The 21,207-nt window shown below is 70.5% G+C and carries 22 protein-coding genes; 11 read left to right on the top strand and 11 right to left on the bottom strand.

The annotated features are described in order from the left end of the window. Window positions 1-111: 111 nt before the first annotated feature. From AB0M08_RS01195 to AB0M08_RS01185, 3 genes are all read left to right on the top strand, one after another. Window positions 112-1,206 (top strand): PLP-dependent aminotransferase family protein, encoded by a 1,095-nt coding sequence (locus AB0M08_RS01195; protein ID WP_364486423.1) that lies wholly within the window; start codon window positions 112-114, stop codon window positions 1,204-1,206. 174 nt (window positions 1,207-1,380) lie between these two features. After that, a complete protein-coding gene (locus AB0M08_RS01190; protein ID WP_364486421.1) occupies window positions 1,381-2,505 on the top strand; it encodes a magnesium and cobalt transport protein CorA in 1,125 nt (374 codons plus the stop codon). A gap of 74 nt (window positions 2,506-2,579) precedes the next feature. Continuing rightward, a complete protein-coding gene (locus AB0M08_RS01185) occupies window positions 2,580-3,560 on the top strand; it encodes a type VII secretion protein EccB (protein ID WP_364486418.1) in 981 nt (326 codons plus the stop codon). A 22-nt stretch (window positions 3,561-3,582) separates the two neighbouring features. Here AB0M08_RS01185 and AB0M08_RS01180 read toward each other — a convergent pair whose 3' ends face one another. Next, the gene (locus AB0M08_RS01180) at window positions 3,583-4,251 is read right to left on the bottom strand and encodes a hypothetical protein (RefSeq protein WP_364486415.1); all 669 of its coding nucleotides are present in this window, start codon (window positions 4,249-4,251) and stop codon (window positions 3,583-3,585) included. A gap of 146 nt (window positions 4,252-4,397) precedes the next feature. Here AB0M08_RS01180 and AB0M08_RS01175 point away from each other — a divergent pair, with 146 nt between their 5' ends. Together AB0M08_RS01175 and AB0M08_RS01170 are read left to right on the top strand one after the other, a co-directional pair. Beyond that, on the top strand, window positions 4,398-4,922 hold the full coding sequence (locus AB0M08_RS01175; protein WP_364486412.1) for a peptidylprolyl isomerase: 525 nt from the start codon (window positions 4,398-4,400) through the stop codon (window positions 4,920-4,922). Between the two features lie 22 nt (window positions 4,923-4,944). Continuing rightward, complete coding sequence (locus tag AB0M08_RS01170; protein ID WP_364486409.1) at window positions 4,945-5,859, top strand: rhomboid family intramembrane serine protease; 915 nt, start codon at window positions 4,945-4,947, stop codon at window positions 5,857-5,859. A gap of 418 nt (window positions 5,860-6,277) precedes the next feature. On the opposite strand, the gene AB0M08_RS01165 is transcribed toward AB0M08_RS01170, so the two are convergent. Beyond that, on the bottom strand, window positions 6,278-6,682 hold the full coding sequence (locus tag AB0M08_RS01165; protein ID WP_364486406.1) for a PH domain-containing protein: 405 nt from the start codon (window positions 6,680-6,682) through the stop codon (window positions 6,278-6,280). Window positions 6,683-6,819: 137 nt separating this feature from the next. On the opposite strand from AB0M08_RS01165, the gene AB0M08_RS01160 reads away from it, so the two are divergent. Then, the gene (locus AB0M08_RS01160) at window positions 6,820-7,254 is read left to right on the top strand and encodes a hypothetical protein (RefSeq protein ID WP_364486403.1); all 435 of its coding nucleotides are present in this window, start codon (window positions 6,820-6,822) and stop codon (window positions 7,252-7,254) included. A 59-nt stretch (window positions 7,255-7,313) separates the two neighbouring features. Here the strand turns inward: AB0M08_RS01160 and AB0M08_RS01155 are convergent, their stop codons facing one another. After that, on the bottom strand, window positions 7,314-8,231 hold the full coding sequence (locus tag AB0M08_RS01155; protein ID WP_364486400.1) for a transketolase: 918 nt from the start codon (window positions 8,229-8,231) through the stop codon (window positions 7,314-7,316). A 1-nt stretch (window position 8,232) separates the two neighbouring features. Continuing rightward, on the bottom strand, window positions 8,233-8,970 hold the full coding sequence (locus tag AB0M08_RS01150; RefSeq protein WP_364486397.1) for a thiamine pyrophosphate-dependent enzyme: 738 nt from the start codon (window positions 8,968-8,970) through the stop codon (window positions 8,233-8,235). 57 nt (window positions 8,971-9,027) lie between these two features. Between AB0M08_RS01150 and soxR the strand changes: the two genes are divergently transcribed. Next, the gene (gene soxR / locus AB0M08_RS01145) at window positions 9,028-9,471 is read left to right on the top strand and encodes a redox-sensitive transcriptional activator SoxR (RefSeq protein ID WP_364486395.1); all 444 of its coding nucleotides are present in this window, start codon (window positions 9,028-9,030) and stop codon (window positions 9,469-9,471) included. Window positions 9,472-9,519: 48 nt separating this feature from the next. After that, on the top strand, window positions 9,520-9,987 hold the full coding sequence (locus tag AB0M08_RS01140; protein WP_364486392.1) for a hypothetical protein: 468 nt from the start codon (window positions 9,520-9,522) through the stop codon (window positions 9,985-9,987). Here the strand turns inward: AB0M08_RS01140 and AB0M08_RS01135 are convergent. The 5 genes from AB0M08_RS01135 to AB0M08_RS01115 all read right to left on the bottom strand — a co-directional run bounded on the left by AB0M08_RS01135 (window position 9,956) and on the right by AB0M08_RS01115 (window position 15,048). Next, a complete protein-coding gene (locus tag AB0M08_RS01135) occupies window positions 9,956-11,704 on the bottom strand; it encodes a ricin-type beta-trefoil lectin domain protein (RefSeq protein WP_364486390.1) in 1,749 nt (582 codons plus the stop codon). The genes AB0M08_RS01140 and AB0M08_RS01135 overlap by 32 nt on opposite strands. Before the next feature lie 222 nt (window positions 11,705-11,926). Continuing rightward, window positions 11,927-13,102: a calcium-binding protein gene (locus tag AB0M08_RS01130; RefSeq protein WP_364486387.1), complete on the bottom strand. Its 1,176-nt coding sequence runs from the start codon at window positions 13,100-13,102 to the stop codon at window positions 11,927-11,929. Window positions 13,103-13,282: 180 nt separating this feature from the next. Next, window positions 13,283-14,458 (bottom strand): hypothetical protein, encoded by a 1,176-nt coding sequence (locus AB0M08_RS01125; RefSeq protein ID WP_364486384.1) that lies wholly within the window; start codon window positions 14,456-14,458, stop codon window positions 13,283-13,285. A gap of 197 nt (window positions 14,459-14,655) precedes the next feature. Then, window positions 14,656-14,898 (bottom strand): hypothetical protein, encoded by a 243-nt coding sequence (locus AB0M08_RS01120; protein WP_364486381.1) that lies wholly within the window; start codon window positions 14,896-14,898, stop codon window positions 14,656-14,658. Between the two features lie 15 nt (window positions 14,899-14,913). After that, window positions 14,914-15,048, bottom strand: a complete 135-nt coding sequence (locus AB0M08_RS01115; protein WP_364486378.1) for a hypothetical protein — start codon at window positions 15,046-15,048, stop codon at window positions 14,914-14,916. Between the two features lie 265 nt (window positions 15,049-15,313). On the opposite strand from AB0M08_RS01115, the gene AB0M08_RS01110 reads away from it, so the two are divergent. After that, window positions 15,314-17,185 carry a hypothetical protein gene (locus tag AB0M08_RS01110; protein WP_364486375.1) on the top strand — a complete coding sequence of 624 codons (1,872 nt, stop codon included), beginning with the start codon at window positions 15,314-15,316 and terminating at the stop codon, window positions 17,183-17,185. Window positions 17,186-17,567: 382 nt separating this feature from the next. After that, window positions 17,568-17,942, top strand: coding sequence for a hypothetical protein (locus AB0M08_RS01105; protein ID WP_364486372.1), 375 nt, complete (start codon window positions 17,568-17,570; stop codon window positions 17,940-17,942). Between the two features lie 49 nt (window positions 17,943-17,991). On the opposite strand, the gene AB0M08_RS01100 is transcribed toward AB0M08_RS01105, so the two are convergent. Together AB0M08_RS01100 and AB0M08_RS01095 are read right to left on the bottom strand one after the other, a co-directional pair. After that, complete coding sequence (locus tag AB0M08_RS01100) at window positions 17,992-19,665, bottom strand: HAMP domain-containing sensor histidine kinase (RefSeq protein WP_364486369.1); 1,674 nt, start codon at window positions 19,663-19,665, stop codon at window positions 17,992-17,994. Then, window positions 19,665-20,351 (bottom strand): response regulator transcription factor, encoded by a 687-nt coding sequence (locus tag AB0M08_RS01095; protein ID WP_364486366.1) that lies wholly within the window; start codon window positions 20,349-20,351, stop codon window positions 19,665-19,667. The genes AB0M08_RS01100 and AB0M08_RS01095 overlap by 1 nt, the downstream gene beginning before the upstream one ends. 209 nt (window positions 20,352-20,560) lie before the next feature. On the opposite strand from AB0M08_RS01095, the gene AB0M08_RS01090 reads away from it, so the two are divergent. After that, complete coding sequence (locus AB0M08_RS01090; protein WP_364486363.1) at window positions 20,561-21,127, top strand: hypothetical protein; 567 nt, start codon at window positions 20,561-20,563, stop codon at window positions 21,125-21,127. Window positions 21,128-21,207: the final 80 nt, after the last annotated feature.

The raw sequence follows: 21,207 nt of genomic DNA, 5'->3' as shown, positions 1-21,207 counted from the left end.
CCTTCCGAGCGAAAGACGATGTGCCCCGGCAGGATACCGGCCGTTCACGTACCGACGGCTGAGAGCGGGCCATGAGAAAATGGTATAGAGGCGGCTCGTAAGCTGGTGGGTATGACCGCTGAGCAGCTCATCTCGTTCGCCCGTGGGGCCCCGTCGCTGGACATCGTCGACGTCGAGGGGCTGAAGGCCGCCGCGGTGCGCGCCTTCGACGCCGACCCGGCCGGCGTGACCGCTTACGGCACCTCCGTCGGATACCTCCCGCTGCGCAAGTGGATCGCCGACAAGCACGGTGTCTCCGCCGACCAGGTCATCGTGACCAACGGCTCACTGCAGGCCGACGCGTTCCTCTTCGGGCATCTGGTCAAGCCCGGCGACGACGTGATCGTGGAGAAGCCCACCTACGACCGCACGCTGCTCAATCTGCAGAACCTCGGCGCCAAGGTGCACCAGGTCACGCTGCAGCAGGACGGCATCGACGTCGACGAGCTGCGCGCGCTGCTGGAGTCCGGGATCCGCCCGAAGCTGGCGCACATCATCCCGAACTACCAGAACCCGGCCGGCCTCACGCTCTCCGAGGAGAAGCGCCGGGCGCTGCTCGCCCTGGCCGCCGAGTTCGAGTTCCTCATCTTCGAGGACGACCCGTACGTGGACATCCGGTTCCGCGGCGAGGCGCTGCCCTCGATGCTCTCGCTGGACACCGAGAACCTGGTCGTGCACGCGTCCAGCTTCACCAAGACGGTCTGCCCCGGCGTCCGCGTCGGCTACCTGGTCGGCCCGGCCGCGCTGATCGACGCGATCGCGAAGAAGGCGACCAACCTCTACATCTCGCCCGGCATGGTCTCCGAGGCGATCGTGCACCAGTTCTGTGTCTCCGGCGACATCGACAAGGCCATCCAGACGGTCAGCACCGCCCTCGGCGAGCGTGCCCGGGTCCTCGGCGAGTCGATCCGCAAGCACATCCCCGGTGCCACCTTCACCGAGCCGGACGGCGGGTACTTCCTCTGGGTCGACCTGCCCGCCGACGTCGATGTGGACAAGCTCTTCCCGGTGGCCATGAAGAAGGGCGTCGCCATCGTCAAGGGCAGCGACTTCCTGCTCGAGGGCGGCCGGAGCTCGGTGCGCCTGGCGTACTCCGCGGTCACCGTCGACCAGATCGACGAGGGTGTCCGCCGGCTCGCCGAGGCCATCGAAGAAGTCCGCGGCTGAGTTCGCCGTCGAGGTTTGCCGCCGAGCCCGCCGGGGCATCACCCTGGCGGGCTCGCTGAGCCCCACTCCGCCGGGTGGGCGCCGGATCTGTTCCCCCGCCGATCTTAGGGCGCCCACCCGACGTGTAACCCGCCTGACGAAGTAGCCTCGGGTGGCTACCGGGGGAGGTTGGGTATGAGCGAGCGAGAAAACGGCGCGTGGAGTGCCGGCCGGCCCCTGTCGAAGGCGTGGGCCGCGGCCCGGGCGATGAACCGTTTCCGCCTCGCCCCGGACAGCCAGGACGACTCCGCGTCGCAGGACGGCACCGCGGTCGTGGACTGCGGCGTCTACCTGAACGGCGAGCGGATGCCCGGTGCGTACACCCCGGACCAGGCGCTCGCCGAGGCCGGCCGGCGCGATGGCGCGTTCGTCTGGCTGGGCCTGCACGAGCCCTCCGAGAAGGAGATGGCGGCGATCGCGCACACGTACGGGCTGCACGAGCTCGCCGTGGAGGACGCGGTCAAGGCCGAGCAGCGGCCCAAGCTGGAGCAGTTCGGCGCGGTGCACTTCCTGGTGCTGCGGACCGCGCGCTACGTGCCGCACCAGGAGCTGACCGAGAGCTCGCAGGTGGTCGAGACCGGTCAGATGATGATCTTCATCGGCGAGCGGTTCGTGATCACCGTCCGGCACGGCGACGCCTCCGAGATGACCCCGGTCCGCGCCGACCTCGAGTCGGGCCGGGCCAACCTGCTGGAGCAGGGCTCGTGGGCGGTGGCGTACGCGGTGACCGACCGGGTGGTGGACAACTACCTGGAGGTGGCCGAGCAGGTCGAGGCCGACCTCGACATCATCGAGGAGGGTGTCTTCTCCCGGGACCGGACGGCGCCGATACAGCAGGTCTACCAGCTGAAGCGGGAGCTCGTGGAGTTCCGCCGGGCGGTCGTCCCGCTGCAGCGCCCGCTCTCCGCGATCATCGCGAGCCAGGGCGTGGTGCCCAAGGAGATCCGGCGCTACTTCCGCGACGTGCAGGACCACCTGACGCGTACGGTCGAGCAGGTCTCCTCCTACGATGACCTGCTCAACTCGATCCTGCAGGCCCGGCTCGCCCAGGTCACCGTCGACCAGAACAACGACATGCGCAAGATCGCGGCGTGGGCCGGTATCGCCACGGTCTGGACCGCCGCCGCCGGCGTCTACGGGATGAACTTCGAGTACATGCCGGAGACCCACTGGCAGTACGGCTACCCCGGCCTGATCGCCATCCTCTCGATCATCACGGTGGTCCTCTATCGCGCCTTCCGCCGGAACGGCTGGCTCTGACGCCCGTCCATCCATCGCGCCTTCCGCCGGAACGGTCGGCTCTGGCGCCCGCCCATCGGTGAGACTATCGATGGGTGTCGACCGATGCGCTCACCGCTGAGCGGCTGGCCGGCGCCCTGGTCGCGCACGACGCCGATCCGCCGCGCCCGCCGCTGCGCCATCCCGCAGCGGTGGCGATCACCGGGCTGCTGATCGCCGCGCTGCTGGCCGCTGCCGCCGCGACGTACGGCCTGGTCACCGGCATGGCGTTCACCTCGGCGACGGATACCGGCGCGATCCTGCTGGACCGCGGCTCCGGTGCGCTCTACGTCTTCCGGGAGTCCGACCACCGCCTGCATCCGGTGCCCAACTACGTCTCCGGCCTGCTGCTCGCCACCGGCGCGCATCCGCGGGTCCGCATCGTCCCGGCGGCCAAGCTCGCCGCGGTGCCGCTGGGCGAGCCGCTCGGTATTCCGGGTGCCCCGGACGTGCTGCCGCCGGCGAGCGCCCTGCTCACCGGTGATTGGTCGGTCTGCACCGCGGGCGCGCGGGGCACGGTGCTGGTCGGCGTCCCGCCGTCCGGTGGCACGCCCCTGGCGGGCGGTCTGCTGGCCCGCGATCCGGCCGGCCGGACGTCCCTGATCTATGCCGGTCATCGCTACCCGGTGTCGTCCGACCGGGTGACGGCCGCGGCGCACGCTCCGTGGCCGGTAGCGGCCGCGTGGCTCGCCGCCCTTCCGGCGGGCTCGGGCCTTCCGGCCCCGTTTCCGCAGCTGGTCGGTGGTCCGGCGAGTGCCTGCGTGTCCCGTTCCGCGGAGTTTGCGACCGTACGCGTGAACGCCGCGTTCCCCGTCGGGCGCGACGGCGTCGTGGTGCCGCGCGGTGCCGGGGCGGTGGTGGCCGACGAGCACGGAACGGTGAACCTGGTCACCGACGCCGGGATCCGGTACCCGCTGGCGAGCCCGGACCTGCTGTCCCGGCTGGGCTACCCCGGTGTCCGGCCCACGACCGTGCCGGACGGGCTGCTCTCCCGAATACCGGCCGGCCCGGCCCTGGACACCGCCAAGGCCGGGTAGCCGGAAGCCGCCGTACCGGCGGTCACTTCTTGTCGGACGGCCTGCTGTCGGACGACCTGCTGTCGGACGGCCTGGCCTGGTTGGCCTGGTCGGTGGCGGTGCCGTTGGCGGTGGTGTACACGGTCGGCTCCAGCGGCTCGAAGGCCGCGTCGTCCGCACCGACCACCGGCGGGTTGGGCGCGGCGTCGTACTCCTCCCACTGCGCCTGGGTGCGGCGGCGGGCGACGTACGCGGCGCCGACGCCGAGCGCGGTGCCGAGCAGCGCGTAACCGGCCAGCTTCCCGGCCCGGCCGCCCCGCTTGCGGCCGATCGCCTTCTCGGCCTTGCGCTGCAGTCTCCCGGCCCGCTTCGCGGCCTGGTGCTGCATCTTCCGGGCCTGCTTGCGCTCCGCCTTGAGCTGCCGCCGGGTGGCCTCACGGCCGTTGCGGCCGGCCTGGATCACGCTCTCCGTGGTCGTCGCGACCAACGGGGTCAGCGCCGCGAGCGCGCTGTCCCACCCGCTCGACGCGGCATCCTTGGCCTTCTCGGCGGCCGGCTGGACCCGGTCCTTGGCCGCGTTGATCCGCGGGCCCACGGTCGCGCTGGTCTCGCTCGCGGCGATCGACGCCGCGCGCTTGAAGTGGTCGACACTCTGGCCGAGCTCGTCGCGCATCTTCGCGTTCCGCCGCCGACGGCGCATCGTTGCGAACACCGGTGCTCACCTCCTGTGGCTCTCCGGGCTCATGCTTGCCCAGCTCATGTTGCCCTCTCCGGTACCCCCGCGCGGCCGGATCAGACACATGGGGGAGGATCCGAAGTGACGACAACCGTTCCCAATCAACGCAGACGGGAGTACCCGTGGCCGAGACGATTTACGCCACCCTGCACACCAACCACGGTCCGATCCGGCTTCAGCTCTTCCCGGACCACGCTCCGGCGACGGTGAAGAACTTCGTCGGGCTGGCCGAGGGGACCAAGGAGTACACCGACCCGCGTACCGGTCAGGCGGGCAGCGGTCCGTACTACGACGGCACCATCTCGCACCGTGTGATCGCCGGCTTCATGGTCCAGATGGGCGACCCGACCGGCACCGGCCGCGGCGGTCCCGGCTTCCAGTTCGCCGACGAGTTCCACCCGGAGCTCGCCTTCGACCGGCCGTACCTGCTGGCGATGGCGAACGCCGGGCCGGGCACCAACGGCTCGCAGTTCTTCATCACCGTGGGCCCGACCCCGCACCTGAACCGCCGGCACACCATCTTCGGCCAGGTCTCGGACGAGCAGTCGGCGAAGGTCGTCGACTCGATCGCGACCACCCCGACCGGCCCGGGCGACCGCCCCCGCGAGGACGTCGTCATCGAGCGCGTGACCATCGAGCGCTCCTGACCTCTCCGGGTAACCTTGCGGCATGAGTGAGGCGCCTTCCACGTCCCCGGTGTGCTATCGCCATCCGGAACGGGAGACGCTGCTCTCGTGCAGCCGTTGTGAACGGCCCATCTGCACCTCCTGCATGAACGACGCATCGGTCGGCCATCAGTGCCCCGACTGCGTCCGGGAGGGACAGCGCGGCCAGCGGCAGGCCGTCACCGCATTCGGTGGCAACCTCGCCGCTGGCCGGGCCGGTTACGCGACGAGGGCGATCATCGGGGTCAACGTCCTGGTGATGGTCGCCTCGGTGATCCTCGGCGGCCCGAAGGCGATCGCCGGGGCCGGCGGCTTCTTCGGCCTGCTCGGCAACGGCACCTCGCTGACCGACGCCGGCGAGGTGCTCGGCTGGGCGTACTACGCCGACCACTCCGTGCACGGCATCGCCGAGGGCGAGTGGTATCGCCTGTTCACCGCGATGTTCCTGCACTACGGCGTGGTGCACCTGCTGCTCAACATGATGGTGCTCTGGCAACTGGGCCGCTATCTCGAGACGGTGCTCGGCCCGATCCGGTTCACCGTGCTCTACCTGCTCGCCGGTCTCGGCGGCAACGTGGCGTGCTACGTCTTCCAGGCGCCCAACCAGGCTTCGGCCGGCGCCTCCACGGCCACGTTCGGCCTGATGGCGGCGATGTTCGTGGTGAACCGGCGGCTCAAGCTGGACGTCACACAGCTGATCCCGCTGCTGGTGGTCAACCTGATCTTCACGTTCAGCATGTCGCAGATCTCGAAGGCCGGTCACGTGGGCGGCCTGGTGTTCGGCGCGATCACGGCCGCCGTGCTGGCGTACGCGGGCACCGCGAAGAACCGGACGATCCGGCAGGCCGTCGGTTGCGCCCTGATCCTGGCCGTGCTGATCGGCGCCGCCGTCTGGCGGACCAGCGACATCCTCGGCTGACGATCCGGCTCCCTGGGGTGGCCCCTCTCCCCACGCGCCGTCCCACCAAGGTCCACATCGATTCGTGATCTTCCATCGTCTGGTGGACGCCACGGGGCGGTCCGGGCTCACGATCATGCCGGGCCGGGCCGGACCGGGCCGGACCGGGCCGACGGGGCCGGGCCGGGCCGGGGGCGGGCCGGGCCGGGGCGACGGGAATCCACAATGGCCGACCGAGTCGTTCTGGCGCCCCTATGACGGCTGCACGAGCACACGGTCGCGGATCGTGCACACCCACCGCCCCTGATCACCCTTGATCGCGTGCACCCGCCGCCCTTCTCGCGTTGTTCGGGTGCGCGGTCCGCCCTTCACGCGGGACAGGGTGTGGTCGATGGCGGCCGTTCACTACCGAAGCAACGCGCCCTCGGGGGCGGATTCGTCAGGCGGCGCGGAGGTCGGAGAGTTCGGTCACCACGTCCTCGGGCAGGGCGCCCAGATCGTGCGCGCTGAAGAGGTAGACCGCGTCGCCCGTGTCGATCTCCAGCAGCTCGCTGCGCAGACCCCGGCGGGTGTTGCGCTCCACGCGCACCCGTTCCACCGCCGACCAGGGCAGATGCCGGCGGCGGGCGAACCCGGTGACCACCGTGACGCCGTCGTGGTCCGCGGTCAGCCGGATCGGCACCAGGACGTCCCGCAGCGCCCAGCCGGCCAGCCCGGCGGCGATCAGCCCGGCCAGCACCCAGCGAACCGGGTCGTTCACGGCGAATGCCGCGGCCAGCACCAGGACGGCGACCGTTCCCATCAGCTTCGTGACCGGAAGGACCGGCTTGACGCGCCACTGCATCCGAACACTATGACAGGCGCCGGCCGGCCGCCCGATCGCCGGAGGAATGGTCGACGAACTCCGGAGGCGCCTCTGAAATTACCTATTCAGGCAGGTCAGCCCGATGCCTCCGCCGTTCACAACCCGTTAAAGATGTCATGGACGTCTTCTCGCGTACGTTCCTCCCCGCCGCCACCGACGCCGGCGCGGTCATCCCCGGCCGGCACGCCCCGATCGTCGAGCGGTGCGTCGAGGAGGACGACCCGGTCGTGCTGGCCGCCCGCTGCCAGCGCCCGGAGACCCCGCTCGCCGGGGAGTATCTCCTGCTGCTGACCCAGCGCCGGCTGGTGGTCATCCGGGAGACCCCGGTCCTGCACCGGCTGAGCCTGCACCTCAACGTGACCCTGCGGCGGCTGAGCAACGTGAGCTGGCGGCCGGAGCTGAGCCGCCCGGTTCTGGAGCTGGCCGTGACCGCGGTGGACGGGGTGCGCGAGCGGTTCCGGATGCGCTGCGGCGACACCGGGACGGTCTGGCGCCACGAGCAGACGCTCCGTGAGATCTTCCTGGGCGAGCGCGCCCCCGTCCCGGCCTGATCCCCACCTACCCGGCGCGATCCCGTTCGGCCCGATCCTTCTCGGTCACCTGATCCTTCTCAGTCCGCATAGCCCAGGAAGGCGCCGATCGACCGGCGGAGTCCCGCCTCGTCGAGGCCGTGTTCCCGGGCGTGGTCCCGCCAGTTCCCGTACCGCCGGACCTCGGCGTGCCCGACGCCGAGGTGGAGGGCCCGGTGCGGCACGCCGCCGAGCGCCTCGGCGACCGGCCGGGCCGAGGTCCCGGCCAGGTACGGCTCCACCACGACCACCTCGGACCCGGCGAGCGCCCGCAGTCCCTCGGTGTCCCACGGCCGGGGCGTGTTGGTGTACGCCACCGTCACGTCCATCCCCCGGGTCGCCTCGAGCACCGGGTCGAGCATCGGCCCGACCGCGACCACCAGCGGCCCGCGCCGTGCGTGCCCGCCGGGCCGCCCGCCGTCCGGACCGCCCTGCGTGATCACCCGGAGCCGCCCGCCGTCCGGGTGGGCCCGCGCGTTCTCCTGCACGGAGAGCCGGACGTAGACCCGGTCGTCGTGCCGGGCCGCCGCGCGCAGCATCGGCGGCACCTCGTCGCGGTGGCCGGGCACGTGCACGGTCCAGCCCTCCAGCGTGTCCAGCAGCGCGACGTCGCCGGGGGACTGGTGTGTGTACCCCTCGGCCGCCGCGTCGTAGGAGGCGCCGATGCTGACCAGCACGGCGCCCGCGTCCTGGTGGCCGAGATCGAGCTTGATCTGCTCGTACGCCCGGTCCAGCAGGAAGGGGGCGTACGAGTGCAGGAAGGGCCGCAGCCCGGTGAGCGCGAGCCCGCCGCCCACGCCGACCATCAGGCCCTCCCGGATGCCGACGTTGAAGGCCCGCTCCGGGTGCCGGCGGATGGCCGGTGCGAAGACGTCGGCGGAGATGTCGGCGAGCACCAGCGCGGTCCGCGGGTCCTCGTCGAGCAGCGCCGTGGTGGTGTCGACGAACGTCTGCCGCATGTCAGTGCTCCTTCTTCTCGACGGTCGCGACGACCAGGTGCGGATGTCCGGTTCGCGCCCAGAGCCCGGCCTCGATCTCGTCGTGGTCGTGCCCGTCCACCAGCGAGACGGTCCACCCCGGGAACCGCGCCGCTACCCCTGCGGACAGTCCGGCGCGCGGCTGGCTGGTCTTGGCGGCAAGCTGCGGGTCTTCGCCGGTCCAGGTCGGCGCCCCGGACCATCCGTCCGGCCAGCCGTGGGTGGCGGACTGGTTGTCGATCACGATCGCGGTGATCGGCAGGCGGATCGCGGCCGCGTACGCGATCCCCTCGTGGTTCGAGCCCTCGTCCAGTTCGGCGTCCCCGAGCAGCACGAACGTCCGGGTCTCGACGAACCCCTGGGCGCGCAGGCCGAGCGCGGTGCCGATGGCCAGGCCGAGCCCGTGCCCGAGCGATCCGGTGCCGGCCTCGACGCCGGGGATCAGCACCCGGTCCGGGTGGTGGCCGAGCGGGCTGTCCCAGCCGCCCAGGTCGTCGAGCCAGTCCTCCGGGATGAAGCCCTTCTCGGCGAGGACGGCGTAGTACGCGGCCGGCCCGTGCCCCTTGGAGAGGAAGAACCGGTCCCGGTCCGGCTCGTCCACGGTCTCCGGGGTGATCCGGAGGACCCGGTCGTAGAGGACCCGGAGCACGTCCAGGGTGGAGTGCGCGCTCGGGGAGTGCTTCTCGTCACCGGTGATCCGGCGCAGCGTCGTGACGGTCATGGGGATAGAGTGCAATGTGAAGTTAACTTCAACTCAAGCTTTCCGCCGAGGAGATCGATGGACACCCTGAGCATCGGCGAGCTCGCCGCGCGGAGCGGCGTCGCGCCCTCCGCCTTGCGCTACTACGAGCGCGAGGGGCTGCTGCACGCCGCGCGTACCGGGGGCAACCAGCGGCGATACGAGCGCGCCGACCTGCGGCGGGTGGCCTTCATCAAGATCGCACAGCAGGTCGGGGTCTCGCTGGAGGAGATCCGCGAGGCGCTCGCCGAGCTGCCGGAGAACCGTACGCCCACCAAGGCCGACTGGTCGCACCTCTCCAGTCGCTGGCGGCACCGGCTGGACGAGCGGATCGCCGTGATGGAGCGCCTCCGCGACCAGCTCACCGGCTGTATCGGGTGTGGCTGCCTGTCGCTCCAGCGGTGCAAGTTGATAAACCCCGACGATCAGCTCGCGGTCCGTGGCACCGGCCCCCAGATGATCCTCAACCCGCCCGGGGCGTGACCGATCTGTTTCGCGACCCGCGAAGTCGCCTCGCTCAGGAGACATGCCGTGCCCGCGTTCCGCACCGCCGCCGCTCTGGGCGCCGTCCTCGCCGCCGGGCCGATCGCCGTCCTGGACGCGCCGCCCGCGTACGCCTCCGGCACCCCGGCCGCGGGCGTCTACCGGCTCACCGGAACGAGCCGGCTCCCCGGCCAGGCGATCACGCTGACCGAGCTCTCGCTGACCGGCAACGCCGACGACAGCCTGCAGAATCGCCAGATCCACTGGGGTGACGGCGCCAGTGAGTCCCTCGGCGACGGCAGCCGCGCGACGCACCGCTACCGGGTCCCGGGCGCGTACCGGGTGACGATCTGGCTGACGGACATGGACGGCGACAGCATGGGCACCTTCCCCGCCGGCGACACGGTCACGGTGCTCCGGGTACGGAAACGGCCGGGCACCCGTGTCGGATGCCCGGCCGCAACGCCGTCCGGAGCTCGCCCGGTCAGCTCACGAAGTCCTGGGTCATCCAGGTGAGGCCGTCGTCGGCGCGGATCACGCTCAGGCCGATCCGGGTGAAGCTCGAGCTCAGCAGGTTCTTCTTGTGGCCGTCGTCCGGGGCGACCTCGGCCAGCATGCCGTCGGTCAGTCCGTTCGCGGCGGCCAGGATCGCGGCGTCGTCGGTGCCGCTGGAGCCGTAGCCGATGTTCTCACCGACGCCGCCGAAGGTGACGCCCTGAGCGCTGAACCGAGTGCCGAGGTCGCCCTCGCCCGAGCACTGGTGCTCCAGGCCGCAGCCGTTGATCATCAGCTGGTTGTGCAGCGCCGACGCCTTCGAGAGGTTCTCGTCCAGGGTCAGCGCCTTCAGGCCGGCGCTCGTCCGGGCGGCGTTGATGTGGGCCAGCAACTGGTCGATCACCGTTCCGCCGGTGACCACCCCGTTGGTGACCGTTCCCCCGTCGCTCGTCTCCTCGTCGCTCGGCTGCTCGACGGCCGGTTGCTCACCGCCGTTCGTGGTGGTGATGGGCGTCAGCGTCCAGGACTGGTTCTCCTGGCCGTCCGGGTTGCAGTCCCAGATCTGCAGCGCCGCGCCGTCCTCGGTGCTCTCGTCCTTGACGTCCAGGCACCGGTCGGAGAGCGGGTTCCGCAGCATCTTGCCGTCGAGCACCCACTCCTGGGCCGGGTTGTCCTCCCGGCACCAGGCGAGCTGGACCTTGGTGCCGTTCTTCGTCTCCGCCATCGCGACGTCCAGGCACTTGTCCATCACCACGAGCCAGCCGTCGCCGCCCCAGGTGAACGACTGGGCGACGTTGCCGTCACAGTCGTGCATCTGCATGGCCAGGCCGTCGGCCGAGATCGCGTTCGGCACGTCGACGCACCGGCCGCCGCCGCCCTTGATCGTGAACGGGCCGTCGATCGTGCCCTCCTGACCCTCCTGGCCCTCCTCGCCGGAGGTGTCGTCGACCAGGTTGCCGTCGTTGTGGAAGGTGACCACCACGTCGCCGCAGTGCGGGCAGCTGAACCGGGCCTCGTTCCCCTCCACCGTGTCGCTGCCCGCCCAGAGCACCGCGCGCGGCCCGTAGGTCTGCAGCGCCTCGACGTAGTCGGTCTCCTCGGCCGGCTTCGGGTTGACGCAGTTGATCCGGTCACCCTTCGCCGAATCCTTCTTCGCGTACGCGTCCGGGCAGGCCGCCAGCAACTGCCCGCCGGAGCAGTCCATGTGTACGCACGTCCCCGCCGCGGTGGAACTGGTCACGCCCGGGGTGTCGATGGTGATCGCCAGGGAGACCGCCTTGGCATAGCTGACGTCGTACCGCGGCGCCCGGGCGTCGCCCTGGTCGAAGGTGAACTCGGTCAGGCTGGCCGGCTGCGCCTCGGTGCTGCACCGGTCCTCGAGGTTGCCGCAGTCGCCCACCTGGCAGTGGAACGTGCTCCCGGACTCGCCGGAGCACCGCTGCCGGGCGAAGAACGTGCCCCGCCAGAACGCCGGTGAGCCGCCGTCCGGGATGGTGATCGTGGCCTTCTCCCCGGCGGCTAGCTTCGGCAGTCCGGTGATCTGCGTCGAGCCGTCGTCCTCCATGGTCGAGCCGATCCAGAGCGTCTCGCCGGTGGAGTTGACGAAGGTGACCTTCTCGCCGGAGACCGCGCTCGAGATGGTCGACATCCCCACGATCAGGCCGAGCGTGACCACCAGGACGGAGGCGGCCACGATCAGGCGGTTCATCCACGGCGGTAGACGGAGAAGAAGGTTCATATCGCCTCACAGTTGATCGCGGGAGCAGCGAGGTGCGGGGAACGGCGATGAGCACCTCGAAACGGGTGACCGGTCTACGAGACGGACACCACACCGGTTCAATGCGACGGCGTACCGGAAAGAAGATCTTCTTGAAGGTGGGCGACTCCGGGGTGGTACGGCGCACGGCTGCCGCCGCCGGGCGGCAGCCGTGCGCCGATGAGATCGACCTCTAGTGGTGGATCACCGGATCTGCTGGGTCTCGCAGGAGACGAAGGTGTCGGTGGAGTAACCGTCGCAGAGGTCGGTCGCGTCACCGCCGTCCAGCAGGGTGGTGCCGTTCCAGGTACGCAGGGTGTCGTTGCCGGCCTCGCCGTAGAGCTTGCCGTCGCCGTCGAAGGCCACGATCTCGTCGTTGCCGCCACCGCCGTGGATGACGTCGGTGCCGCCGGAACCCCAGATCGCGTTGGCGGAGGCGTTGCCGGCCAGCCGGTCGTCGCCGGTGCCGCCGTAGATGTCCTCGACGTCGGCGCCGACCGTGTCGTGCTCGCCGGAGATCCCGTCGTCACGCGACGCGCCGTCCAGGTCCACACTGATCGACTTCGTGTAGCTGGTGTACTCGACGGTGTCCCGGCCGGAGCCGCCCAGCAGGACGTCGGCCGCGGTGTGGGCGGAGTCGTAGTCACCCTGGAGGTTGTCGTTACCGGCGCCGCCCTCGAGGCGGTCCGCACCGAGCGAGCCGTAGAGGACGTCGTTGCCGTTGCCGCCGTACAGCCGGTCGTTGCCGGCGGCGCCCTGCATCAGGTCGTCGCCGTTGCCGCCGTAGAGGACGTCGGTGCCCTTGCGGACGATCGGATCGACGCACTCGGAGCCGCCGGTGACGTAGTCGTCGCCGTCACCGGCGGAGACGTAGTCGGCACCGTCGCCGGCGACGATCGTGTCGTTACCGGCGTTGCCGTAGACCTTGTCGTCGCCGGGGACCTTGTCGCAGCCCTCGTCGGCCTGCAGGTAGTCGGCCTTGGGGCCGCCGACGAGCTTGTCGCTGCCGGATCCGCCGTAGGCGCTGATCGGCAGGTTGCTCTTGTTGGTGATGGTGTCGCTGCGGTCGTAGGTGTAGGCCAGGACCCGGGTGGGCGTCTTGGTGGTCTTGCAGCGGACCTTGGTCTTGTCGCCCTTGACCCGCTTGCAGCCCTTGCCGGGCGTGATGGCCACCCGGTCGTCGATGGTCACCGTACGACCGGAGCGGGTGATGACGACCTTGTTCTTCACCCCGTAGGCCGCCTTGAAGGTGACCTTGCTGGTGCCCGCCGTGGCGCGACCCGCGCTGGAGGCCTGGGCCGGGCTGGCGACCGATCCCACGGCGGCGATGACGAGAAGTGCGATACCGGCCCGGAGCGAGCCGGCGGTGACTGGCTTCAAACGATCCCCCGATCTCGAAGTCTGCGGCGCAGTATAGAGAGTGGACGATCATGGGGGCGCGCGGGTTTCCCCAGCATCGGCACCGGTCGGTACAACCGTGTTCCGGCTGCCGGGGACCGTCCTGAACGCGGAGAGGCCGTGACCCGAAGGTCACGGCCTCTCTCGTCGACGTGCGGGTGGTTACTTCACCACGGTGCAGGTCTGCAGGGTCTCGGCGTTGAGGTCCGGCTTGGCGGCGTTGCGGCCGATCGCGGTCTCGATCCGGTTGATGGTCGCGAACCGCTTGCTGGCCAGCGGGCCGAGGATGGCGTTCTGCACGAAGTTCGCGCCGCCCTGGCCGACCGTGGACTCCAGGCGGGCCTGGGACTCGGCGATCTGGGTGTCGAGCAGTTCCAGGTTGCGCTGCACCTCGGCGGCGGCCTGCGACGGGATCGCCACGTTGATGGTGACGTCCGGGCAGCTGATCTTGCCGGCCGAGGCCGCGATGGCGGCGGCGTCAGCGATGTCGAAGTCGGTGCCCTGCGCCTCGGCGGTGCCGCTGGTGATCACCTTGCAGGTCTGCAGGGTCTCGGCGTCGAGGTCCGGCTTGGCGGCGCGGCGGCCGATCGCGGTCTCGATCCGGTTGATCGTGGCGAACCGCTTGCTGGCCAGCGGGCCGAGGATGGCGTTCTGCACGAAGTTCGCGCCGCCCTGGCCGACCGTGCTCTCCAGGCGGGCCTGGGACTCGGTGATCTGGGTGTTCAGCAGCTCCAGGTTGCGCTTGACCTCGGCGGCGGCCGACTCCGGCACGTCCACGTTGATGACGAGCGCCGGGCAGCTGATCGTGCCGACGGTGCTGTTCGCGGCGGTGCCCGAGGAGGACGAGCCGGAGGAGGACGACGCGGCGGACGAGGAGGTCGCGCTCGGTACGGCAGTCGGCTGGGTGGCCGACGCGGCGCCGCTCTCGTTCAGCGTGCAGGTCTTGAGGCCCTCGGCGTTCAGGTCCGGCTTCGCGGCGTTACGCCCGATCGCCGTCTCCATCCGGTTGATGGTCGCGAACCGCTTGTCGGCCAGCGGGCCGAGGATCGCGTTCTGGATGAAGTTGGGGCCGCCCTGGCCGACCGTGCTCTTCAGCCGGGCGTTGGCCTCGTTGATCTGGGTGTTGAGGAGCTGCAGGTTGCTCTGCACCTCGGCCTGGGCCTGGGAGGGCACCGCGACGGTGATCTTCACGGCGGGGCAGTTGACCGTCGGGACCGCCTCGGCGGCGGAGGCGACGCCGAGACCGACACCGACGATGGTCACCGCGACCCCGGCGACGGCACCGATCTGCCAACGGCGCGCGTTGCTGCGGGACTTGTTGAACCGGGACCTATACATTGGGACCTGCGCCTTCCCCTATGCCTTGACCAAGCTGGCTACGGCTGGCAATACGGGAGCGCTCCCATGGTCGGATCAACGAGCACCGGAAGATTTTTTCTCCGGGGTGCCGTCGAGTGCCCGACCGTCGACATCCCCCATGTCACTGCGGCGGGAGCCCATCGAAACCGCCGCAGTGACATGGTCCGGTGCGAGGGTCAGCCGATGGTCCGGCAGTTCATCGGGGCGTCCTCCGCGCCGCCGGTCTCCTCGACCAGCGTGAACCCGACCGTCTCCATGGCCGGCGCGCTGGTCGCGGTGCCGGTCGGGGTGCCGGCCTCGCCGAGCTGCCGGTCGTGGCCGTCGAGAGCGACCTCCCGCCGGCGCCTCCGCCACCACGACACCCGGACGTTCAGGGCGGTGCGCACCACCCACGCGGCCGGCGCCGGATGGCGGCTCACCTTCGCCCAGGAGGATCAGGCTCGGGCGTACGCCTCCGCGACCAGGTCCTCGGCCTGCGCGCGATCGCCCGTACCCGCGAGTACGGCGCGCAGACGGTCGTCCCTGGAGCGCTGGTAGAAGTCCGCGAAGTCCTTCCGTTCTCGTTCCACGCCGAGTACACGTACCGGCGCCCCGATCCATTTACCGGCGGCGTGAGAGTGGCGCTCGTCACTCGATTCATGAATGCGCCTACGTAGCGACGCTGCGGTATCGATCTACGATTCGCTGATCCACCCGCGCGGTCGGTTCGGGCCGCTCAGGTGGTGTTTCTTCGACCCGGGGGACTCATCAGTGCACGCTGCTTCATCAATCCCTGCGCGCCGGCGGCTCGTCGGCGCGGCGACCGCATTCACGGTGATATTCGGCGGGGTCCTCGTGGCTCCGGCCGCGGCGCTGGCCGACTCCAGCAGGACCCTGTCGATCAAGTCGGTCGGCGACATGATCGTCGACGGCGTACACAAGCTGGTCTTCGTCAGCGATCCCACCGGTAACAAGGTCGTGGCGACGACCTATGACGGCACGCCGGTCGCCAGTCAGATCGTGGCCGACCCCACGAACCTGGCCCTCTCCGCCGATTCCGGGCAGCTCTACGTGGCCTCGCCGGACGGTCTGGCGATCGTCGCGCTGGACACCGCGACCCTCGCGCAGACGGCGAAGTACTCGGTCGGCAGCCAGGTCTACGACGTGGCCGTCGCCGCCGGGAAGATCTGGTTCACCAGTGGCAGCAGCCTCGGGGTGATCGATCCGGCCGCGGAGACGCCGGCTCCCGTGCTGACGAAGATGGACGACTGGAGCGGCAGCACCGAGCTCGCCGCCGGGTCCGCCGACTCGAACCGGTTGGGCGCCGCCGGATACGGCTACGTCTCCATCCTCGACGTCTCGGACGGCACGCCGCAGGTGGTGGGCTACTCGAGTGCCGACTCCGCCTCGGTCGCCGACATGGCGATCTCCCCGGCCGGCGACCGTATCGCCACGGTCACCCCGGGCGACTATGTGGTCACGGTTCGGGACGTCGAGAATCTGTCCGCCGTCACCAGGCTCGCCATCGAGGCTTACCCAGAGGCTGTGGACATCGCCACCGACGGCACCATCGTCGGCGGCAGCTTCTCCTGGTACGACCCGGACCTGCACGTCTTCACGGCCGCCGGTGAACTGGTCCGCCAGTACGACATCCCCAACACCGGGAACTCCAGCGGCGCCGACGAGCTGCAGCGTCGCGGCGTGGCCTGGGAGCCGGACGGCAGCCGGCTCTTCGCCGTCTCGGTGAACACGTACGGGACCTACTCGCTGCGGACCTACACCGAGCCGAAGAAGTCGCTGCCGGCACTCACGCTCTCCGGGCCGTCGTCGGCGACGCGTGCCAAGTCGCTCACCGTCTCCGGGACGCTGACCGCCTCGGTGGGGCTGCCGGCCGGCACGGCGCTGAGCGTCACCCGTACGGACCTGGAGTCGCCCTCCGGCAAGGCGCTCGGCACGGTGACCACCTCGGCGAGCGGCAAGTTCTCCTTCGCCGACACTCCGCCGGCCGGCGGCACGGTGAAGTACCGGGTCTCCTACGCGGGGGACGGCTCGCACGCGGCGGTGGCGGCGACGAAGTCGATCGCGGTCTCCCGGGCGGCCACCACGCTGACCCTGACCAACAACGGCAAGATCTACAAGTACGGGACCACGGCGTCGTTCACGGCACATCTGGGCTCGACGTACAAGAGCCGGACCGTGGAGATCTGGATCGACCCGTACGGCTCCGACCAGGGCAAGCGCCTCCTCAAGCGCGCCGTGGTGAACAGCAAGGGCAACGTGTCGGCCGGCGTGAAGCTGACCCGGAACGCCGCGGTGACCGCGACCTTCACCGGCGACGCGCGGACCGCGCCGAAGACGGTCAAGTCCGTCGTCTACACCACGGTCAACGTCTCGCTGAAGCTCTCGAAGTACTACAAGACCGCCAAGATCGGTTCGACCAAGTACCGCTACTACCACAAGAAGACGACGGCGAAGTTCACCGCGAAGGTCACCGCCCACTCCGGGCGGAAGGCGTACTTCCAGGTGCAGATCTACTACCAGGGCAAGTGGCGTAACTGGGGGGACGCGTACGCCACCACCTCCAACGGCAGCGCCGCGGTCGTGCTCGACGGCTCGGGCGTGGCCGGGTACCGCATGCGGGTGCGCGCGGCGTACCGCAAGGGCGGCTCGGGCGACAGTCTGAACTACACGACGTACACCGCGTATTCGTACCTGATCTTCAAGTAGGTCCGGCTTTCCGGCACACCGGCCGGCATCCCCTTCGGGATGCCGGCCGGTGCCATTACCTACATCGATCTCGTGTGAATGCGGCCGGTTTCGGTGCCCGGATTAACGCCATTCTCGTCGATTCAAGGAATGTGCCACTTGGGTGAAAAGCCCCACCCGGTGCGATGGTGGAGGCGGTGAAGTTCCTGCTCAGAACCGGCTGCCCCCCACGGATCTAATTGATCATATACGATTGCTGTGCACTCGCTGTGTACGTTTTGGATAGTGGGCCGTTTACCGTGCCGCAATCAGTCGGAAAGGACTTGTTCGCATAGATGCCGATCAGTAACGTGGCGTTTCGGGAGCGAATGATCGCTCCGCGTCACTATCTGAGGAGAGCGGTATGCGTAGAGCAACACGGGGGGCGCTCGGAGCTATCGCGGTGGGGGCGACCGTCCTGGTCGCGCCGGTGCTGACCAGCAGCCCGGCCCTGGCCCACGCCGCCTGCGGCACGACCGTCAGCGACAAGGACAGCCGCAGCTGGCCCACGGGGGCCGACTCTGCACGTGAGCGCACCGGCTCCAGCAGTGTGAGCAGCACCAACTGCACCATCCTGGGTGTCGCCTACTCGTCGAACGTGCTGGACTACCACTGCTACACGGTCGGCAACGACGGGTACACCTGGACCTACCTGCGGAACGACACCACCGGCATCTCGGGGTGGTCTCGTGACGACCTGCTGCCCTCCAACGGCAGCCTGGTCTGGTGCGGTTTCTGATCATCGAGGATTCACGGAGGGCCCGCCGGTGCACCGGCGGGCCCTCCGCTCATCGGCCCGACGGCTCGGTGTTCGGCGGCCCGCCGTCCAGGGGCCCGATGGCCGGCAGGGTCACCGTCATCGTGGTGCCGGACCCCGGCCGGCTCGCCGCCGAGATGGTGCCGCCGTGATTCGTGACGATCTGCCGGGTGATCGCGAGCCCGAGCCCGCTGCCGCCGCCGGCCCGTCCCCGCGCCGGGTCCGCGCGCCAGAACCGGTCGAAGATGTGCGGCAGATCCTCCGCCGCGATGCCGGTGCCGGTGTCGGACACGCTCACCCGGCCGCCGGGCGGCTCCTCGCGGACGGTCAGCGTGACCGAGCCGCCGGGCGGCGTCGCCACCAGGGCGTTGCGGATGAGATTGCCGAGCGCCTGCCGGAGCCGGTCCGGGTCGCCGAGCACCAGCACCGGCCCCGCGGCGTCGACGAGCAGCGCCACGCCCGACGACTCGGCGTGCGCCGCGTGGCTGAAGCGGCACGTCTCGGCCAGCTCCCGGAGATCCACCTCGGTCCGGTGCAGCGTCATCGCCCCGGCCTCGGCCATCGCCAGGTCCTGCAGGTCGTCGACGACGCGCTGCTGCAGCAGCGCCTCCTCGTGCAGCGACGCGATCAGCTCCGGGCTCGCCGGCAGCACCCCGTCCTTCATCGCCTCCAAATACCCGCGCAGGTTGACCAGCGGCGTGCGCAGCTCGTGGGCCACATCGGCGACCATCCGCCGCTGCCGCTCCTCGCTGCGCTGCAGTGACTCGGCCATGGCGTTGAAGGTGCGGCCGAGCTCGGCGAGTTCGTCGTTGCCCCGTACCGGGACCCGTTCGTCGAGCCGGCCCTCGCTCAGCCCGCGGGACGCCCGGGTCAGCGCGGCGATCGGGCGGAGCACCCGCCGGCTCAGCAGGAGCGCGCACAGCACGGCCGCCGCCGCGACGATCGCCGCGGTCACCGAGACGGAATCCCCGGGCAGCGTCGGCGGCTCCTCGTCCTGGGCGCCGACGTAGACCTGCACCGGCTGCGGTGCGAAGGCCGCGGTCTGCTCGATGAAGACGCGCTGCAGGCAGTCGGACTTCGCGCTCTCGGCCATCGCCGCACAGGGACGGACCAGCGTCAACAGCTGCGCTCCGGTCGCCTTACCCTGCGGCTCCATCGCGCTGTGGCACTTCTCCGCCGCGGGGTGGTCCGGATCGGCCGCGACCGAGAGTGGCACACCGTACAGTGGCTGTTCGGCGCGTACCGCCGCGCCCGCGGCGGTCAGGCAGGCGGCATCGCGCAGCGCGCTCCGGTACCGCGCCGTCGCCACCAGCATGGTCTTGGCGAGCCCCTCGGCGTTCGCGTTCGCCGGCAGGCGGAGGGACGGCCGGGGGTCGACGAGGGTGGGCAGGCCGGTCGTGGGCCGGGCCTCCTGCCCGGCGAGCAGGTCGGAGTCGGCCAGCACCCCGCCGGTCTCGGTCACCACCCGGATCCGTTCCTCGGTACGCGCCGACAGGTCGCTCACCCGGGTGCCCACGCCGTCCCAGGTCCCGAAGCTTCCGTACTCGGCGAGGCCGGTGGTGATGGAGGCGAGTTCGTCCTGGTCGGCGGTGACCGTCGCGGTGAACTCCCGGGACGCCTGCCGCAGCGTCAGCCAGCCGGTGGCCACCGTGGCGGTGACGGCGATGAGCATGGTCATCAGCAGCACCCGGAGCCGGAAGCTCATCAGGCCCGCTCCGGCATCCGGTACCCCCGGCCGTACACGGTCTGCACGTAGACCGGGTTCGCCGGGTCGTCCTCGATCTTGCGGCGCAGGTTCATCACGTGCGCGTCCACCGTACGTTCGACGATGTACCGGTCGAAGCCGAAGGCACGGTCGATGATCTGTGCCCGGCTGAACACCCGGCCCGGTTCGGCGGCGAGCGCCCGCAGGATGCCGAACTCCTTCGGGGTGAGCGGGACGAGCTCACCGCGTACCCGGGCCTCGAACCGCGCGGCGTCGATCACCAGGTCGCCGACGGTCAGCACCTCCGGCTCGGCGGCGATCCGGCCGGTGCGGCGCAGGAGCACGCGGACCCGGGCGGTCAGCTGGCGAGGGCTGTACGGCTTGGTCACGTAGTCGTCGGCGCCGAGTTCGAGGCCGAGCAGGATGTCGTCCTCGGTGCTGCGCGAGGTGAGCAACATGATCGGGACATCGGATTCGGCCCGCAGGACCCGGCAGACGTCGAGCCCGTCCATGGCGGGCATCATCACGTCCAGGATCACCAGATCGGGGGCGTTGCTCCGGCACCGCTCGAGCGCGGTCCGGCCGTCCGCCACCACCTGCACGCTGTGGCCGTCGCGTTCGAGATAGACCCGGAGCAGCTCGGACTGCTTCCGGTCGTCCTCGGCGATGAGTATCCGCGCGCCCAACGCTTCCCCCTCGGTCGTGCCAGCGTCGTGGTAGGACGGTCACGGCGAGGCTACCGGCGAACGGCCGCCGCCCGCCGTCCCGGTGCTCGATGAAATGAACGGCCATCGCACAGCTTCTTCATCGAATCTTCATAGCCTCCGCCATAGCCTGGCCCGGCTTCGTCACACCCGGTCCCGATCCAAGGGTCCCGATCCAAGGAGATGGCATCGTGCCGATTTCAGCAGCAGCCCGCGCGATGGCCGGCGCGGCGGCGCTGGTGTTCGTCCTCGCCGGCTGCGGCGGCCAGGACGAGACGCCGACGGTCGCCTCGGCCGGTGGCTCCCCCGCGGCCGTCGCCACGGGGGACGCCGTGACCGAGTACGTGGAGGGCGTGCGGAAGTACACGACGTGCCTGCGCGCCGAGGGCGTGGAGGTCAGCGACCCGGACGCCACCGGGAAGTACGAGTTCAGCGGCGACCCCAAGGTGTTCAAGCGCGACCCGAAGTTCCAGCAGGCGCAGGTCAAGTGCTCCAGCCTCCTCCCGTCCGTGCCGCAGGGCCTGGAGGAGAAGCCGACCCTGACCGCCGAGGAGATCCAGGCCCGGGTCCAGTACGCGAAGTGCATGCGGGAGAACGGCGCCGCGGACTTCCCGGACCCCGGAGCGGACGGATCGTGGCCGGACTCCGCGGACGGCAAGCCGGTCTGGGACCAGAGCGCCCCCGCCGCCGCCAAGGCCCAGGCCGCGTGCGCCTCGATCATCGGAGCGCCGTCCAGCACCGGCGCCGCGCAGGGCTGATACGCGGCGAGTCGCTGTCCGGAACCGGCGCGTCGTCGGCCGGGATCGGTGCGTCGTTGGCCGGGATCGGTGCGTCGTTG

It is taken from the genome of Actinoplanes sp. NPDC051851 (assembly GCF_040681165.1).
Classification (GTDB): domain Bacteria; phylum Actinomycetota; class Actinomycetes; order Mycobacteriales; family Micromonosporaceae; genus Actinoplanes.
This window is presented reverse-complemented; position numbering and strand designations above follow the sequence as displayed.

What these genes read in the sequence shown, in the direction of transcription:
- AB0M08_RS01195 (WP_364486423.1), top strand. Translation starts at nt 112, where the DNA reads ATGACCGCTGAGCAGCTCATCTCGTTCGCCCGTGGGGCCCCGTCGCTG.
- AB0M08_RS01190 (WP_364486421.1), top strand. Translation starts at nt 1,381, where the DNA reads ATGAGCGAGCGAGAAAACGGCGCGTGGAGTGCCGGCCGGCCCCTGTCG.
- AB0M08_RS01170 (WP_364486409.1), top strand. Translation starts at nt 4,945, where the DNA reads ATGAGTGAGGCGCCTTCCACGTCCCCGGTGTGCTATCGCCATCCGGAA.
- AB0M08_RS01165 (WP_364486406.1), bottom strand. Translation starts at nt 6,682, where the DNA reads ATGCAGTGGCGCGTCAAGCCGGTCCTTCCGGTCACGAAGCTGATGGGA.
- AB0M08_RS01160 (WP_364486403.1), top strand. Translation starts at nt 6,820, where the DNA reads ATGGACGTCTTCTCGCGTACGTTCCTCCCCGCCGCCACCGACGCCGGC.
- AB0M08_RS01155 (WP_364486400.1), bottom strand. Translation starts at nt 8,231, where the DNA reads ATGCGGCAGACGTTCGTCGACACCACCACGGCGCTGCTCGACGAGGAC.
- AB0M08_RS01150 (WP_364486397.1), bottom strand. Translation starts at nt 8,970, where the DNA reads ATGACCGTCACGACGCTGCGCCGGATCACCGGTGACGAGAAGCACTCC.
- soxR (WP_364486395.1), top strand. Translation starts at nt 9,028, where the DNA reads ATGGACACCCTGAGCATCGGCGAGCTCGCCGCGCGGAGCGGCGTCGCG.
- AB0M08_RS01135 (WP_364486390.1), bottom strand. Translation starts at nt 11,704, where the DNA reads ATGAACCTTCTTCTCCGTCTACCGCCGTGGATGAACCGCCTGATCGTG.
- AB0M08_RS01125 (WP_364486384.1), bottom strand. Translation starts at nt 14,458, where the DNA reads ATGTATAGGTCCCGGTTCAACAAGTCCCGCAGCAACGCGCGCCGTTGG.
- AB0M08_RS01105 (WP_364486372.1), top strand. Translation starts at nt 17,568, where the DNA reads ATGCGTAGAGCAACACGGGGGGCGCTCGGAGCTATCGCGGTGGGGGCG.
- AB0M08_RS01100 (WP_364486369.1), bottom strand. Translation starts at nt 19,665, where the DNA reads ATGAGCTTCCGGCTCCGGGTGCTGCTGATGACCATGCTCATCGCCGTC.